Source organism: Streptomyces albidicamelliae (assembly GCF_025642175.1).
GTDB classification, from domain to species: Bacteria; Actinomycetota; Actinomycetes; order Streptomycetales; family Streptomycetaceae; genus Streptomyces; species Streptomyces albidocamelliae.
In genome coordinates this window covers 362982-378265 of record NZ_CP106795.1, presented here as the reverse complement: position 1 = coordinate 378265, position 15284 = coordinate 362982, and the positions used below count along the sequence as shown (strand labels likewise).

Sequence of the window (15284 nt, the reverse complement as noted above, 5' to 3'; positions counted from 1 at the left end):
CTACGCTCGAGATGCAACCGACATCACCCTCGCCACCGCGGTTCGCCACTGATCATGCGACAGGCCGGGCTTGCGCGCGGTGACGAGCCGCGCGCCGCCACCGAGCCGGGCCGCAGTGCCTGGCGCGGCCGCGGTCGGGACGAGGGGCCTGCACGACCGAGGCCCCACTCCGCGGACCTTCTTTGCGTTGCACGCGAATGACTACGCGCGTTCCGGGACCGCGGTCGGTGCGACGGGATCCGGACACCGCTGTGCGCGACCGGGGCGCAGCCGCCCGCTCAGGGGCTGGCGTCGGTGCGTCTTGCTCCGGGACGTCTGTCAGGCGCCGCAGGGGGTGTCGTTGTTGCGGAGGCTGTGGGTGGTGTCGTTGAGCCGGTAGGAGCGCAGGTCGCTGATGGTGCCGCCGTCGCGGCCGACGCAGACGTGCCGGCCGAAGCAGTTGTCCTTCTGGTAGACGCGGGCGGTGCGGCTGCTGTTGTTGACGACGGAGCTGCCCTCGCCGCGGGTGTAGTCGGGCAGGTGCCGCACGGAGCCGTCGACGGCGCGTTTACCGTAGGGCTGGCCGTTGAAGTTGATCTCGGGATAGGTGCAGACGAAGCCTCGCGGGCACGCGATCTGGCCCCGGACCGCGGGGGCCGTGGCATGGGCGGGTGCGAGGCCGGCCAGCGAGGTGGCCAGGATGGTGGGGACGACAGCGGCGAGCAGCGTGCTCACGCTTGTGCGGAGCCGCCGTGGACGCAGGATTCTCATGACATCCGGCCGTCCTGGTGGAACGGTTCGCCATTCCGGTTGTGACCGTCACGAACAGGACCGCAGCCTGCCGAGCCGTGGACACCGAGTCGTACGACAGCCCCCCGATGACACTGCCGGTCAGCTTCGGCGGTCACGCGCCTGGCCCTCGACCCCGGCGACCGGATTATGTGCTTCACCGACGGGCTGCTCGAGGAGCGCGATGCCGCCGGCGAGGAACAGCTCATCGGGCGCCGCTTGGACCGGCCTCACTTCTGCGCGCGGACTCGCGCGGCGGGCACGTGAGCACGGAGCGCCCGTCAGGAGTCCGGCCAACCCGGACTTCGACAGCGGGGAGCGGACTGGACGTGGTCATGGACCGGACCCGACTCCGGGCCGGCCGCGGGCGGTCCGGTCGAGTATCGCCGTACTCTGCATGACGGTCGTCATAGGCCCTTCCGTTCCCTGGCGCTCCTGTGACCGCAACTGCCCTGGCCCGTCTGCCTGGAACAGCTCCAGCACGCGAGGAGCGCCCGTGCCGGGCAGGCCTACCATTTCGCCGCAGTTCTCCCATCCCCAGGACTCGAAGGCGGCTTGCCCGCCCCTGTCGGTCGCAAGGAGCAGGCTGACTCCGAGCGCGGTGTGCCGGTCGGCCAGCAACCGTTGTTGCAGGCGGTGGCCGATGTCGCGGCGCTGGGCGTGGTGAGGTGCCACAACCTGCGTGAGGAACAGGAAGTGGGCGCGGCCCGTCAGCCGTTGAACGCTCTCCTGTAGTTGCCGCTCAGAGCGTGTCCCTGGTCCTATCGGAAATCCGAAGACGCACCCCACCAGCGCGGTCGTCTCGGCGACCACCAGTGCGAAGCCCGGCCGCCTGGCGTTCGCAGCAAGCCACCGCAAGAAGCCACCCCGCTCCCGGTACGCCTGCGCCGAGAGCCACGCGACTGGCTCCACGGTCAGGTCGGCGATGTCGCCACTCATGTCCTGCGTCTGCTGGCGGGTCAAGCGACGCAGACGGATCCCGTCTCTGACGATCGGTGGATCGGCAGGATCGCCGCCGTCATCCTGCACATCGGCCGACGCAAGCGCCTCGGGTACCCCGCTGAGCAGCCAGGCGGAACCTGTTCCGGCGAGGAGCCGGGTGATCTGCGCGCAGGGAAGGTGCAGTCGTACGGAGGCATGCACCCGGTCTGCGGATCGTGATGCCATCAGGAACACGTCCAGGCCCGTCGAGTCACAGGAGCCGACGGCGGCGAGGTCGACGTCGATGGCGGTCACGCCGTCTCGCAGGCACTGGTTCAGCGCAGCCCGCAGCAGAGGAGCCGTGACCGGCCCGATCGCACCGGACAGGGTTACGCAGGCTCTCTCTCCCCGGTCGTGCCGGTGGATGTCCAGCCGCTGCACGGCCATCACGCAGCCTGGCAGAGGGGCAGCTCAACGGCGGGCGAGCGCCCTGCGGTTGCTGCTGTCGCGGCGGACATGATGCTCCCCGTCTCCGGGCCATCCTGTCGGGCGGTCCGGGCTCGTCCCTCACCGACCGAGCAGGCGGCCTACCGAAACGGTCTTGGGAGCCTTCAATGGCAGACGGCCCGCTCGTGGAGCAATCTGCCTTACCCCATACCTGCTGGGTAACCACCAATCCTGAGTCCAAGCGCATTCCCTGGCCCTACCTCACACCCGCTGACGCACAGGCCCGAAAGCAAGCAGCGCCAACAGGTGAGCTCTTGCGTGCCGTGCGGGTTCTTCCGGCTGCCGGGAGCCGTGCAGACGTGGCTGCGGCCTAGCTGTCAGTGTGGGGGCTGGGTCAGTGTCCGGTCGACAGTCCGGTCGACCGGGGCAGGCGACGGCGTTTGATCTTGACGCGGCGGCCGTCGTCGGTCAGGTACCAGTTGCCGTCGAGGAAGAGGCCCGTGTCGTCCTGGCCCACCGGGGTACGCAGAGCGCAACCGCCCGGGGCGGGCTCCTGATCGACCCACTTCGAGCCGTTCCAGCGCAGCCGGATGGGTTCGTCCCGGACCCCGCAGTCGTCACTCCGACCGTCTGGAGCTGCCGAGCGGGCCGTGCTCGATCAGGGCGTCACTGCACGGTGAGGGCAGCGTTACATCCTGTGAGCCCTGCGCTGTGCCCGCACTCGTGTCTCACCCACCGCCCCACACAACTCGTAGGGTGGCCACGATGAACGACGACGCGCAGGTCCTGGCCCTGCTTCACGCTCTGGACCGGCTTCCGGGACCAAACCACCTGCAATTCCCCAATGGTTTCGACCATACAGCGGCCATGGTGCGAGCGACCCGGCTCAAGGAGCGGCTGACCGAGGACTTCCGGCATGCGTGCGAGCTGGACGACCACATCAACGACGCCAGCTACTCCTTCCACATCGTCCTTCCTGCCGAGGCGCCGAGGCCGGCGAGGCCGTGGGAGTGCGGCTGAGTAATTTCGCAGAAGAGTTCCGCCTCATCGGTCACGGCTCACGCCCCGGCCGTGCAACATGGTGGACCCGCTACTTCGAGCACCTGTGACCTGCCGTCAGGTGTCGAGGGCCGGCTGGCCGGGACGCGTGCTGGGCCGGTTGGTCACCCACGCGGCCGGACGGCCCGGCAATGCGGCTCAGTCGGCGGCAATGGTCGGTCGGCGGCAATGGTCGCAGCCGGCAAAGCTGCCGCCCCCACCACCTACCTAAGCCTCCTACGTCGTTCAAGGGTCCCGGCACCGGCCGGCCTGGGCAGCACTCTGCGCCGCCCTGTTTCACACCGGCCGGACCGGGGCGCCCTGAACCCCCAGCACATGCACCATGTGGACCTTCTCGCGCCTTGCCGATCTCGCCAGGATCATTCACCCGGATGCCCGGTGTGAAGAGCCTCGGCGAGGGAGAGACTCGATTCTGGTCTTCCAGGCGTCACCCGACGCCCTTGGACCAAAGGAATGGCATGGGCATATTCAAAAAGCCGCGCTACGCTGCCACCTTTCGCTGGGGTGCAGCATTCCTGGCGGTAGCGGGAACCGCAACGGCGCTCGCCACCGTGTCGGCGGAGGCTGGCGGCCCGAGCGGCCAGTCCGACAGGGGGAAGCCGACCATCGTGCTGGTACACGGCGCCTTCGCCGACGCGTCCAGCTGGAGCGGTGTGGTCGAACGTCTTCAAAGGAGCGGCTATAAGGTCGTCGCGGCCGCTAATCCTCTGCGAGGCGTCCCGCAGGACTCGGCCTACATCGCCAGCCTGCTGAAGTCGGTCAAGGGGCCGATCGTGCTGGCAGGCCACTCCTACGGGGGCGCGGTCATCTCGCAGGCCGCAGCCAAGAACAACAACGTCAAAGCCCTGGTCTTCATCAACGCGATCATGCCGGATGTCGGAGAGTCCTTCACCACCCTCTCCGCGAAGTTCGCACCCCCGCTCCTCTCCCAGGCCCTCAGGCAGGTGCCGTTCCGCAACGGCGACGGCAGCACCGGCACGGACAACTACGTCCAGACCGACAAGTTCCACAAGGTCTTCGCCGCCGATCTCCCCACCAGCCGGACCGACGTGTTCGCCGCCTCTCAACGGCCGATCGCAGCGTCGGCCTTCACGGACAAGCTCACCGGCGCCGCCTGGCGCGACAAGCCCTCCTACGTGCTCGTCGGCAAACAGGACCGGGCGATCAACCCCGACCTGGAGCGCTACGAAGCCAAACGGGCCAAAGCCCGCAAGACGGTGGAGATAGACGCGTCACACGTATCGCTCATCTCGCAGCCGCAAGCTGTAGAAAATCTTATCGTCGACGCCGCCGAAGACTACGAATGGCACCGAAGTTAGTCGGACCTTCGGCTGCAGGCAGGTGTCAATGACGGCACGGGGCGGGTGTGGCTCCGGCGGTGGGCGCGACCGTAGACCGGTCCATCGCCGCCCCTGTCTAGCCACCGGCTGAACGAACAGCAGGCCATACGCGAGGGGCGGGCAGGACTGTGTTCCTCACCCGGCCGGTCGCGGTCGAGTGGGCCCCAGCGGCCGGGCTGTGCGGTGACGATCCGGCATGCCTCGGCGATGACACAGTCGGCGATCCAGCCGACGGGTTCGACGTCCCGTACCAGGGGTTCGTTGTCCGGTCCGCGGGCAGCTTCGCTGCCGTGCAGGATCCACGGCCGCGTCCGTGCGTCCTTGACGCGGGGGAGGTGGCAGTAGTCGTACAGCCGACGGGCCCCCCACACGTCCGCCGGCCGCTCGCCCCACCAGTCCTCGATGCCCAGGGGGCTGGCCGACAGGCCCGGCAGCCTGATGCCGGTCAGGTCGTCGGTGCTGCTGACGGCCGTCAGGTCGCGCTCGGGACAACGGGACCAGCGCACGTACAGGAAACGCCGACGAGTGACGAACCGGGTCAGCTCGTCCAGGCTGGTGAACGTCGGCAGGCGGGCAACGGTGCTCGTGGCGGCGGGAGGGCAGAGGAGTCAGCCGGTGAGCAGGGAGTCGTCCTCGGGACGAGCGCCGGGCAGCTGCTGACGGGCGGCGGCGAGAGCGGTATCGAGGTCGCCGGTGCCGGTCGATACGCACAGGGTGTAGGCGACGTCATCCATACGCTGCCGCACTGTCTCGCTGCCTTCCTCCGCGTGGAGAACACACAGCGCCTCGTACTGCGCGATCAGATTCTTCAGTACCACCGGGTGTGCCATGAGCATGGAGAGCCCCCTCATTGCCGCTATTTGCGTATTACACCGACTCGTGTGCCCAAGGCCTGGACAGTCAACCTCTTCTCCTGCGCACACCAGCAGCGCGCTGACCCGGGGCAGCGGGCCAGGGCGCCTGAGTGCTCGCGTTCGGCCCGCCTCCCGGGAGCAGGAAGTACATGCAAGCCGGCGGGTACTCAGCTGTCGGGGGTGTAGCGACCGGGGCAAGGAGGATCCGCAATGTTGACGGCGAACGCCGCCGAGGTTCAGAACTCGGGCGGCGAACTTTCCACACGGAAGCGGGCACAGGACACGGGGTACGCCCTGTGCCCGCCGACGGGGCGAGGAGGATGAGTGCAGTGTGCGGCCGTGGCCCGGCAGTAACGACTTTTCCCCGAGACCGCACCAGCCGGCCGCTCGCCCTGGCTGGGGCATGACGGTGTCCTTCCCTCTGGGCAGAGAAGGCGTCCTGCTGCAGTTGATAGCCAGGAGTCACACCGCCACGTTCGAGCAGCTGCCCGACCTCGTCGCCGAGCACGCCGCTCCCCTCGGCGTGCGGGACGTCAGGATTTTTGCCGTGGACCTCCAGGAGACGGTACTGCGGGAGATCACCGGACAGGGCTTGGACGCGGGGGCCGGCGGCGAGCAGATAAACGTCGAGGGCACGTTGCCCGGGCGCGCCTACCAGAGGGTGGATCTGCTGGCCGAGCAGGGATCCGGCGGCCGGCAGGGGCGCAGGTGGTGGGCGCCGGTGACCGACGGCGTGGAACGCCTCGGCGTACTGGGCGCGCAGGTGGAAGCCGAGGACGATGAGGACGCGCGGGGCTTGTTGCGGGATGTGGCGTCGGTGGTGGCGCTGCTGCTGCTGAGCAAGAGGTCCTTCAGCGACTCCTTCGCTCGCCTCGTACGGACACGGTCGATGAACGTGGCCGCCGAGATGCAGTGGAACCTTATGCCGCCGCCCGCGTTCGCCGGGAACGACCTCACCATCGGCGGCGTGATCGAGCCCGCCTACGAAGTGGGCGGCGACGCATTCGACTACGCCATCGCCGGCCAGACCGCGCATCTGGCCGTCTTCGACGCCATGGGGCATGACATCAGGGCGGGCATCACCGCGAACCTCGCCGTGGCCGCCTGCCGCAACGCTCGCCGCCAGGGCACCTCTCTTGCCGACACCAGCGAAGCCGTTGAACACGTCCTCGCCCATCATGCGGGCACCAGCCGCTACGTCACGGGCGTCCTGGCCTCACTGGACCTGGTCAGCGGGCAGCTGACGTGGGTCAACCGCGGACACCCCCTGCCCCTGGTGATCCGCGGCAACCGCCGGGTCACCGAACTGAGGTGCCCGCCCGCCGGGCCCATGGGCACCAACCTGAATCTGCCCCTCACCACATGCCACCAGCGGCTCGAGCCCGGCGATCGGCTGCTGCTGTACACCGATGGCATCACCGAGGCACGCGACGCCCGTGGCGAGGAGTTCGGCCGCGACCGCTTCGTCGATTACGTGCTCCGCCACCACTCCGCTCACCAGACCCTGCACGAGACGCTGCGCCGCCTCATGCACGCCGTCATCGACCACCACGCCGGCCGACTCAACGACGACGCCACCGTCCTCCTGGCCGAATGGCGCGCCGGCCACCAGCACGAGCTCACTCCCTGATCCCAGACAGGCAACCTCGATGACCGAGCACCGAGCACCCCGTCCTCCAAGTCTGAGCGTGCGTGCGAGGCAGATGGCCCAGGACACGTACGTCATCGAGGTGGACGGTGAGCTCGACCACCACACCACCGGCCAGCTCGACGCAGCCATCGACCACGCCCTGATCAGGGGAGCGGCCGCCGTACTCATCGACCTGCAACCCACCACCTTCCTGGATTCCTCGGGCCTTAACGCCCTCCTCACCGCTCACCGCGCCGCCGCCCGCGCCGGCGCCCGTCTTGCACTGATCGCACCGAGTGCAGCCGTGCACCGCATGCTGTCCCTCACCGGAATCGACCGCGTCCTACCCACCTACCCGACCACCGAGGCAGCCCTGCCCTGATCACGCGGCCCTGAGGTGTGCCCGCTCGAACCACTGGAACTGCTCCGGGTCGCGCAGTTGTCCGATGAGCGGTCCTCGGTGGCGGGATCGCCTTCGGCCGTCCACGACATGTCCCTGGCGTGCGGGCAGCGCTCGTCCCCGGCGAACAAGCGACGGCACGGGCGTGTGCGAGGCGGAACTTCCGTGGCACTCGCCGGGTGCGGGCCGCCCGACCTGTTCGGCGGCCCGACCAGTTCATCTCGTCGAAGCGGAGGACGGCGCCGATGCCGCACAACCATCCGCACACAGCGAAAAGCACATCGTGAAACGGCGCAAACAGTTCGCCGTTGCTGCCTCCAGCCAGTGGATGGACGAGGAGGATGGTGGTCGCAGGCTTCCTGCCGGCGAGGTTCATGCCTGGGAGCAGGGCCGGAACGAGACTGTCTGGCGGCGCCACCCTCCTGCTTTCCCGGTCTGCGGCGCGGACGACCGTGGAGACCGCGCACCTGCACGTGCCCTGAGAAGCGGGCGGAGGCGGCGGGTTCGACACCGTCCCCCTGTCCGGCGCTCGTACCGCACTGGTGGTCGGCGAAGTAGCCGGTCAAGGAATCCACGCGGCCGCTTTGCCGCCCGGTGACGCCATGCCACTAACGGGAACCCTGCGCGTACGCGGTCTACGACCCGCTCGCCCCGACCTGCACCATCGCCCTGGCCGGCCACCCCCCACCCGTCATCGCGTATCTCGACGGGAGCACCGAGATCTTCCTGCGGACCAGGTCGGCGCATGGCATCTCGACCACCACCCCAAAGCCGTTGCCACGGCGCGCACTCACATCCAGCGCCAGCTCACCGTGCCCTCCGGACTGAGTGGCCTGGTGACCGACGAACTCGTGGAACGCACCGCCGCCGCGTACGGCCTGCCGCCCGGCAGCGGCGGCGTCACCGCCTACCGCGCCGCTGTTCCCGGCGCGAGCCCCGGCGAGGTGTTCGCGGACATCGCCACCGACTGGTTCTACCGCCTGCCCGCGCTGCGCCTGGCCGAGGCCCAGGCACGCCACGGTGCTCGCGCCTTCGTCCACGAGTTGACCTGGCCGTCCCCCGCCTTCGACGGCGCGCTGGGCGGGTGCGGTTCGCCGTAGGCGGCCCACCCGGGATCGCCAGTGGTGGCTAAGGCCACCCAGGCGGCGTGCATGCTCTCCGCGATCGCCTGCAGCGGGCTGTCTCCGAGCAGGAGCGCGAAGGCCGGGTCGGCCAGGTTGCCGAAGACGAAGGGGCGTCCAGCGCATGGCACGGCCCCGTGGGCCGACCTGCGCTGACACGGTGTGCAACCCGTAAATCCCCGGCCGGAGCTCAGCCGGGGCCTTCTTCCAGCGCAGTTACGGGCACAGATGAGGGCCGGCGAGGTGGAGTGAGGAGACACGCCTAGGTCATGCGCTTTCCGTCGACGCGTCGCTCGGCAGGGGTCGGTGCGGCGAGGGCGAGGCTGCTTCGGTAGCACGGGCGTACTCGGTGGGAGTCTGGCCGAAGTGCTTCTTGAAGGCGCGCGTGAAGTGGCTGCTGTCCGCGAACTGCCAGTGTGCCGCGAGTTCCGAGACGCTCAGTCGTGACGGGGCGGCAAGGGCGAGGCGGGCCTCGTGCAGGCGCCGGTGGCGGATGTAGGTGCCCACCTGCTCGCCCACCGCGGCGAATGCCCGGTGAAGGGTACGGACGGAGACGTTGAGTTCACGTGCGAGCATCGCCGGAGAGAGTTCCGGATCAGCGAGGCGGCGGTCCGCGAGGTCCTTGGCTGCCCGGGCTAGGGCGGGGGCCAGCCGGGATTCCCCATCGTCGAATCGGCCCTTCGCCACCGCTTTGGCCAACTCGATCAGGGTGCCCTGAGCAGCTGCCACACCGGCCGGGCCGAGGTCGGCCACGGTGGTGTGGATCATGTCGGTGAGGGCCGTCAGCAAGCGCACTTCGGCCGATTCCGCCGGCCCGGTGATGGCCCGGTTCCCGAGCAGGGGCTTGAGCTCGCCGGGTGGGAGGACGAGGAATTTCGCCGTGAGGTCCGCCGACGTCTCGAAGGCCGTCAGGCGCCCCAGGTGGCGGACGAGGAACTGCCCGGCCGACACCGCCCGGTCGCCGTGTCCGGGCGCTCCACCCAGAGTCCACGCGCCGCGCCGCACGATGTACATGGCCACCAGATCCTGGTCGCCGCCCGGGACTTCGGCCGTCCGGGTGGCCGAGGCGGCGTGAAGGTCGGCGATCGCCGCGCCGTGCACCTTGGTGACTTTTCCCTTGACACGGAAGTCGCCGGTCGTCTCCGGGCTGAAGGCCGGTAGTTGGAAGACGTCGTCGCCGATCTGCGTCTGCCAGCCGCGCCGGAAGGCGTCGAGTCCCCGCGGCGCGGCATCCGGCGCGGTCGAGTCCACGGTGAAGACCCCGCGGGCGCCGTCGACTCCGTCTCCGGTGCGACGTATCCCTCTGCGGTCCCTCGTATTCATTGCTTCAACGCCAACCTGTGGTGATCGTGTTCCGTAGGACGCCGACATGGCTCATGTGGGCACTGGGCCCATCTTCCTACGGACGGCACAGGGGCAGGCGGTCGAGGGGCGGAGCTGATGATTCCGCGCCGGCTGCAGTTCCGTGCAGTCGGCACGGCCAGGCGGTCAGCGGGCGATCGAGATCGCGAAGGGGGTGAATCCGCTGGCGCGGATGACGTGCGGTACGAACAGGATCGCGGCCTCAGCGGCGCGGGCGGTCCGGATCCCGCCGAGGTCGGTGATCCACTCCTTCCTCCAGCCGAGGTCGGTGAGCAGTTCGCGGACGGCCTCCTTGGCCGGCGGGAACTCGCCGGACAGGAACACGGTGGGCGGCTGGGTGAGCGTGGCCGGCGCGGTCATCACCGGGAAGAGCATGGTGTTGAGGGTCTTGACGACGTGCGTCTCGGGGAGGGCTTCCTGGAGTTTCTCGGCGAGGCTTGAGCCGGGGTGGATCAGGTCGGCGGGCAGGCCGTCCGGTCCGTCGGTGGTGGCGTTGGAGACGTCCACGAGGATCCTGCCGTGCAGTTCGTCGCGCAGGGCGGCGAGGCGTTCCAGGGAGCCGGCGCCCGGCGTGGCATTGATGACGATCCGGGCTGTGCGGGCGGCGTCCGCGGCGGCGCCCGGCTCTCGGTCGGCCACCGTCACCTCGTGCCCTGCCCGGATGAGGGCTGCGGCCAGGTTGCCGCCGACGCGGCCGTTTCCGAGTACTGCGATCGTGGTCATGGTGATCCGGTCTTTCCGTGCGTGGACTGTGTGGTGCGGGTCAGCGGGAGAGGGTGGCGACGGCCTCGGCGTGAACGCCGGGCGCGGCGGCCAGGAAGCCTTCGCTCTGCGGGGTCCAGGGGCGGCCCTCGGCATCGGAGATGCGGCCGCCTGCCTCGGTGACGAGCAGCGCCCCGGGAAGCAGGTCCGCGCGGGCTCCGGCGAACTGCCAGAAGACGTCGAGCCGGCCGGCGGCCACGTTCACCAGGTGCAGGGTCGCGGGCACGGAGGTGCGCACGACGAGCGCGTCGAAGAGCATCGCGGTGACGGAGGACCCGACGCGGCGTACGACCTTCTCGTCCTCGTCCGGCCTGGCCTGGCTGGTGGCGACGATGCTCAGGCCGAGCTCCGCCGTCTCGGAGACGCGCAGCGGGCGTCCGTCGAGGTGGGCGCCGGCTCCCGCGAGCGCCGTGTAGGTCTCGCCCGTCAACGGCAGGTGGACAACGGTCAGTACGGGCCGATTTTCGCGTACGAGGGTGACGGTGACCGCCCACTCGGGCAGGGCGTGGAGGTGGTTGACGTTGCCTTCGGCCGGGTCCACGACCCACCACTCACCGGGCGGCAGTGCTCCGCCGTCGAGCTCGTCCTCCACCCAGCCGGCGTCCGGGCGCAGCCGTGTGAGGCGGGGGCGCAGGACGTCGAGGGCCGTGTCGTCGTTGGCGGCGAGCGCGCTCATCAGCTCCTCGCGGGTCCTGTAGCGGACGACCTCGCCGAAGCGTTCGCGCAGCGCCGAACCGGCCGTGCGCACGGCGACCACAGTGTGGTCCAGCAATTCGGCGTCGGAGGTGGCGACGTCCATGCTCGGAAGGGGTGCGGACATGGTGGTACTCCTGTCTGAGGAGGGGGGAGGGGCAGATCGGGGGGGCGACGCGATACGCAGGGCAGATGGAGGCGGGTCTGCTTCTCGCGCTCGACGGGCTGCTGAGCCGAGGTCCGGGCCACACAGGCCAGGACCGGGGGTGAGCGCGCGTTGCGGAGGCGGCGCCGTGGGCGCGCTGCAGGGGGCTCAGTCGAGCAGTTCGGCGGCCCGCTCGGCGATGGCGTAGACGGTCGCGTTGGTGTTGGCCGACGGGATGGACGGCATCACCGAGGCATCGGCGACCCGCAGGCCCCCCATTCCGTGGACGCGGAGGGTGGCCGGGTCGACGACGGCATCGGTGTCGGTTCCCATGCGGCAGGTGCCGGTGAAGTGGAAGTACGGTCCGGTGGCCTTGCGGAGGAACTCGTCCACGTCATCGTCGCCCGTGCCGGGACCCGGTACCGACTCCTGTTTGCGCCAGGCGGCGAACGCGTCGGCCTCCCCGATGCGGCGTGCCAGGGCCAGACCCCTGCGCATGACCTCCAGGTCGCGGTCATCGCTCAGGTAGCCGGGGTCGACCACGGGAGCGCCGGCGGGGTTGCCGTCCGCCAGGCGCACGGTGCCGCTGCTGTGCGGCGCCATCGCCGAGAAGGCGATGGAGTAGCCGTTGGCCGGCGCCTGGCCCCCTGCCGAAGGGAGCGGTGCGGCGACGACGTAGACCTGGAGGTCCGGGCGCGCCGAGGAGGCATCGCTGTAGAGGAGGCCCATCATCTCGGCCGGCGGGTTGGCGGGGACGAACGGCACGGGCCGGCCGGCCTCGTACACCACGGCCGCCAGCGGATGGTCCTGCAGATGGGAGCCCACTCCCGGCACATCGGCGACGACATCGACCCCGTGTTCGTGCAGGTGTCGTGCCGGGCCGATCCCGGACAGCATCAGGAGGTGTGCGGAACCTATGGCCCCCGCGGTCAGGACCACCTCGGCGCCCTCCACTGCCAGGTGCTCGCCGCCCTTGGTGTATTCGACGCCGGTGCAGCGGCCCGCGCGGGTGCGCAGCCGTAGCACGGTCGCGTCCGTGACGACGTCCAGGTTCGGCCGGTCGAAGAACGGACGGATGTAGGCGTCGGCCGCGCTCTGGCGGGCGCCGCCGGGCAGGTTCATGTCACTCCACCCGAAGCCGGTCTCCAGCCCGCTGCCGATGTCAGCGGCGCGTGGAAGTCCCGCCTGCGCCGCGGCCTCGATGCCCGCCGCGGCCAGCAAGTGAGGTTCGGGGACCGGGGCGACCCGGACCGGCCCGTCCGTGCCCCGTACGGAGATGTCACGACCGCGTGCGCTTTCGCTGCGGCGGAAGTAGGGCAGCAGATCGTCGAAGCCCCATCCCGGAGCACCGAGCCCGGGCCATTCGTCGTAACCGGAGCGGTGCCCGCGCAGGTGGTAGAGGCCGTTGATGCTGGACGATCCGCCGAGCGCCTTGCCCCGCAGCACGTCGGCGGTCCGGCCGGTACCGGCCTGCACGGTCGAGGCGCTCAGCCACAGGGATGACGGGGCGAACTCCAGGAATCCCCAAGGAGACGCCATCGCCTCGGTCGCGTCCCGGGCTCCCGCCTCCACCAACAGGACCCGCACGCCGGAGCGTTCCGAGAGCCGCGAGGCAATCACGCAGCCCGCGGTACCCGCCCCCACCACGACGTAGTCATAGAGTTGTCTGCCCATCATGTCTCCGCTTTCCCACGGCAGCGCCGTCCGACCACCGGGCTTCAGAAAAGGCAGCTCCTCGAGGATCGAAGAGCTGATGACGTTCACATGCGAGAGGGACCGAAGGGGGAGGGAGGGCGTTTTCACGCGGGCCGGTGCCCGGCCCGGCCGCGGCCGGGCTCCACTCGCAGACGCAGGTACAGCCCGCTTTCCCCCTCTGTCATCGAAGCTTAGGAAGCTGACGTGCCAAGCACTTGAACCACCGCGCCATTCGCCCTGAACCTCAGCGCCAGACGACAACATCGAGCACACGCCGCGTCCGGTTCCAGGCAACCGAGGCACCAGGCGATCGGTGTCGGACTCCACCCCCTGCCGGGCCCACCACCACGCCGCGGGAGCATGCAGGAAACCCCCGTCGCTTCGGGGAAAAGGCACATGCCCTCGCGGCACCGCCCCGACGAGGGCCTGGGACGCTCACGGGGCGGCCTGGCTCGTTGCTTCGTGCACTGGGCCTCGTACGACGCACACGCGCGGCCGGGAGCGCGCGCGATCGCTTCGAGGCGACGGACGCGCACCGCCGGCCGTCGTTCAGGCCCGGGTGTAGCCGCCGTCGGCGAAGAGTTCGGCGCCGGTGACGAACGACGAGGCGTCCGAAGCCAGGAAGAGGGCCGCCTCGGCGATCTCCTCGGCTTCGGCCAGCCGCCCCAGTGGCACGACAGCCTCGGCGAACTGGTCGACGTGCGGCCCCGCGGCGCCCAGCAGGCCAGGGGTCCGGGTGGGTCCCGGGCTGAGCACGTTGACTCGGAATCGGCGCTCCCGCGACTGCCGGGCCCAGTTGTGCACGAGGTTGCTCACCGCCGCCTTCGAGGCGCTGTACACCTCGAGTTGCTCATTGGGCCGCACGCTGTTGCTGGAGCCGATGACCAGGACGGAGGCGTTCTCCGCCAGCAGCGGAAGCGCCTTCTGAACGGTGAACAGTGGACCCTTAACGTTGACGGCGAGCGTCAGGTCGACGTTCGCCTCGGTGTGGGCTCCGAGCGAGGCGTCCGCGACGATTCCCGCGTTGGCCACCAGCACGTCGATGCGTCCGGCCTCCTCGCGGACTCGCGTGTAGAGGGCATCCAGATCGGCCAGGACCGAGACGTCGGACCGTACGCCGGTGGCCGCGGGGCCCATCTCCTTGACTGCCGCTTCGAGGCGGTCGAGGTCCCGGCCGGTCACGAAAACGCGTGCGCCCTCCCGAACGAAGCGGTGGGCGATGGCCAGCCCGATCCCGCTGGTTCCTCCAGTGATCACGGCCACCTTCTCCTGCAGCACACCTGGCATGTCGAACCCCTTCAGTTATGGAATCGATCGTCCATAACGTAGGCAGTAATGGACGATCGAGTCAAGAACGGATAGGCTGAGATCATGCCGAGACCACGCGAATTCGACGAACGACAGGTCCTGGAGCGGGCCCGGGAACAGTTCTGGGCGACCGGCTATGCGGGAACCCGGATGGACGACATCGCCCAGGCGACCGGCCTGGGCAAGGGCAGCCTGTACGGCGCGTTCGGCGACAAGGGCAAGCTGTTCCACCGTGTCTTCGACGACTGGTGCACCGCAGTCGTCGAGGTGGCCGAGGGGCAGCTGGCGGGCGGCCCGGACGCCGAGGCCCTGGCCCGGCTGTCGGGGTACGTGCATCTGATGGCGGACAACGCCGCCTCCGACACCGAGCGCCGCGGGTGCCTGTTGGCCAAGGGCGCGGCGGAACTGGCCCAGCACGATCCGACGGTCGCCGGGCGGTCGGCCGAGACCATGACGGCGCTGCTGGCCCTGCTGCGGGCGGAGATCAGCGCCGCCCAGCGTCACGGCGACATCGACAGTGCTGCGGATCCGGAGCGGTTGGCGGCACTTCTGCTGACGGTGGTCCGCGGCATCGAGGCCGTAGGCAAGGCCGGCCTGGACCCCGAGACGCTGCGGAACATCGCAGACACCGCGCTAGCGGTCCTGCCCAAGTGCGAGGGGTAGGGATACCGCAGGCACGTCTGCGGACGCGTTCATCCGGGAAGCGAGTCGGTTCGCGAGGCTCTGGCAGAGCTCTCGCATCCGGTCAACTGTGGTCATCACGCGGGTGTGTCGCCGTG

The 15284-nt window shown here is 69.7% G+C and carries 17 protein-coding genes and 2 pseudogenes; 9 read left to right on the top strand and 10 right to left on the bottom strand.

Features of this window, described 5'->3' with window-relative positions; all coding sequences use genetic code 11:
* Nucleotides 1-318: 318 nt before the first annotated feature.
* Entirely contained in the window at nucleotides 319-714 is a 396-nt protein-coding gene (locus N8I86_RS01840) for a peptidase inhibitor family I36 protein (protein ID WP_263276882.1), read from the bottom strand.
* A gap of 204 nt (nucleotides 715-918) precedes the next feature.
* On the opposite strand from N8I86_RS01840, the gene N8I86_RS39195 reads away from it, so the two are divergent.
* Entirely contained in the window at nucleotides 919-1035 is a 117-nt protein-coding gene (locus N8I86_RS39195) for a hypothetical protein (protein WP_352064236.1), read from the top strand.
* Nucleotides 1036-1101: 66 nt separating this feature from the next.
* On the opposite strand, the gene N8I86_RS01835 is transcribed toward N8I86_RS39195, so the two are convergent.
* On the bottom strand, nucleotides 1102-2136 hold the full coding sequence (locus tag N8I86_RS01835; RefSeq protein WP_263280038.1) for an STAS domain-containing protein: 1035 nt from the start codon (nucleotides 2134-2136) through the stop codon (nucleotides 1102-1104).
* 394 nt (nucleotides 2137-2530) lie between these two features.
* Complete coding sequence (locus N8I86_RS01830) at nucleotides 2531-2653, bottom strand: hypothetical protein (protein ID WP_263276881.1); 123 nt, start codon at nucleotides 2651-2653, stop codon at nucleotides 2531-2533.
* A gap of 248 nt (nucleotides 2654-2901) precedes the next feature.
* Here N8I86_RS01830 and N8I86_RS01825 point away from each other — a divergent pair, with 248 nt between their 5' ends.
* The gene (locus N8I86_RS01825) at nucleotides 2902-3156 is read left to right on the top strand and encodes a hypothetical protein (RefSeq protein WP_263276880.1); all 255 of its coding nucleotides are present in this window, start codon (nucleotides 2902-2904) and stop codon (nucleotides 3154-3156) included.
* Nucleotides 3157-3653: 497 nt separating this feature from the next.
* Nucleotides 3654-4514 carry an alpha/beta hydrolase gene (locus N8I86_RS01820; RefSeq protein ID WP_263276879.1) on the top strand — a complete coding sequence of 287 codons (861 nt, stop codon included), beginning with the start codon at nucleotides 3654-3656 and terminating at the stop codon, nucleotides 4512-4514.
* On the opposite strand, the gene N8I86_RS01815 is transcribed toward N8I86_RS01820, so the two are convergent.
* Nucleotides 4511-5104, bottom strand: a complete 594-nt coding sequence (locus N8I86_RS01815) for a DUF6098 family protein (protein ID WP_317633642.1) — start codon at nucleotides 5102-5104, stop codon at nucleotides 4511-4513. The two genes, N8I86_RS01820 and N8I86_RS01815, sit on opposite strands and share 4 nt — an antisense overlap.
* 39 nt (nucleotides 5105-5143) lie before the next feature.
* Nucleotides 5144-5371 (bottom strand): DUF5133 domain-containing protein, encoded by a 228-nt coding sequence (locus N8I86_RS01810; RefSeq protein WP_263276878.1) that lies wholly within the window; start codon nucleotides 5369-5371, stop codon nucleotides 5144-5146.
* 421 nt (nucleotides 5372-5792) lie between these two features.
* Between N8I86_RS01810 and N8I86_RS01805 the strand changes: the two genes are divergently transcribed.
* The 4 genes and pseudogenes from N8I86_RS01805 to N8I86_RS01790 all read left to right on the top strand — a co-directional run bounded on the left by N8I86_RS01805 (nucleotide 5793) and on the right by N8I86_RS01790 (nucleotide 8519).
* Nucleotides 5793-7019 (top strand): PP2C family protein-serine/threonine phosphatase, encoded by a 1227-nt coding sequence (locus N8I86_RS01805; protein WP_404830772.1) that lies wholly within the window; start codon nucleotides 5793-5795, stop codon nucleotides 7017-7019.
* A gap of 58 nt (nucleotides 7020-7077) precedes the next feature.
* Nucleotides 7078-7401, top strand: a complete 324-nt coding sequence (locus tag N8I86_RS01800; protein ID WP_263276876.1) for an STAS domain-containing protein — start codon at nucleotides 7078-7080, stop codon at nucleotides 7399-7401.
* Between the two features lie 509 nt (nucleotides 7402-7910).
* A pseudogene (locus N8I86_RS39190) lies at nucleotides 7911-8139 on the top strand (hypothetical protein); the annotation flags it as partial.
* Between the two features lie 116 nt (nucleotides 8140-8255).
* Complete coding sequence (locus tag N8I86_RS01790; protein ID WP_263276875.1) at nucleotides 8256-8519, top strand: hypothetical protein; 264 nt, start codon at nucleotides 8256-8258, stop codon at nucleotides 8517-8519.
* Between the two features lie 288 nt (nucleotides 8520-8807).
* On the opposite strand, the gene N8I86_RS01785 is transcribed toward N8I86_RS01790, so the two are convergent.
* The 4 genes from N8I86_RS01785 to N8I86_RS01770 form a co-directional block, all read right to left on the bottom strand.
* Nucleotides 8808-9791, bottom strand: a complete 984-nt coding sequence (locus tag N8I86_RS01785) for a helix-turn-helix domain-containing protein (protein WP_263276874.1) — start codon at nucleotides 9789-9791, stop codon at nucleotides 8808-8810.
* Between the two features lie 237 nt (nucleotides 9792-10028).
* Nucleotides 10029-10625, bottom strand: a complete 597-nt coding sequence (locus N8I86_RS01780; RefSeq protein WP_073896190.1) for an NADPH-dependent F420 reductase — start codon at nucleotides 10623-10625, stop codon at nucleotides 10029-10031.
* A gap of 40 nt (nucleotides 10626-10665) precedes the next feature.
* Complete coding sequence (locus N8I86_RS01775; RefSeq protein WP_263276873.1) at nucleotides 10666-11484, bottom strand: inositol monophosphatase family protein; 819 nt, start codon at nucleotides 11482-11484, stop codon at nucleotides 10666-10668.
* 186 nt (nucleotides 11485-11670) lie between these two features.
* Nucleotides 11671-13176, bottom strand: a complete 1506-nt coding sequence (locus N8I86_RS01770) for a GMC family oxidoreductase (RefSeq protein ID WP_079192556.1) — start codon at nucleotides 13174-13176, stop codon at nucleotides 11671-11673.
* A gap of 340 nt (nucleotides 13177-13516) precedes the next feature.
* Here N8I86_RS01770 and N8I86_RS01765 point away from each other — a divergent pair.
* Nucleotides 13517-13671: pseudogene (locus N8I86_RS01765) on the top strand (IS5/IS1182 family transposase); the annotation flags it as partial.
* Nucleotides 13672-13746: 75 nt separating this feature from the next.
* Here N8I86_RS01765 and N8I86_RS01760 read toward each other — a convergent pair.
* On the bottom strand, nucleotides 13747-14484 hold the full coding sequence (locus N8I86_RS01760) for an SDR family NAD(P)-dependent oxidoreductase (protein ID WP_263276872.1): 738 nt from the start codon (nucleotides 14482-14484) through the stop codon (nucleotides 13747-13749).
* A gap of 84 nt (nucleotides 14485-14568) precedes the next feature.
* Here N8I86_RS01760 and N8I86_RS01755 point away from each other — a divergent pair, with 84 nt between their 5' ends.
* Nucleotides 14569-15168 carry a TetR/AcrR family transcriptional regulator gene (locus N8I86_RS01755; protein WP_073896201.1) on the top strand — a complete coding sequence of 200 codons (600 nt, stop codon included), beginning with the start codon at nucleotides 14569-14571 and terminating at the stop codon, nucleotides 15166-15168.
* The last annotated feature ends 116 nt before the right edge of the window (nucleotides 15169-15284 follow it).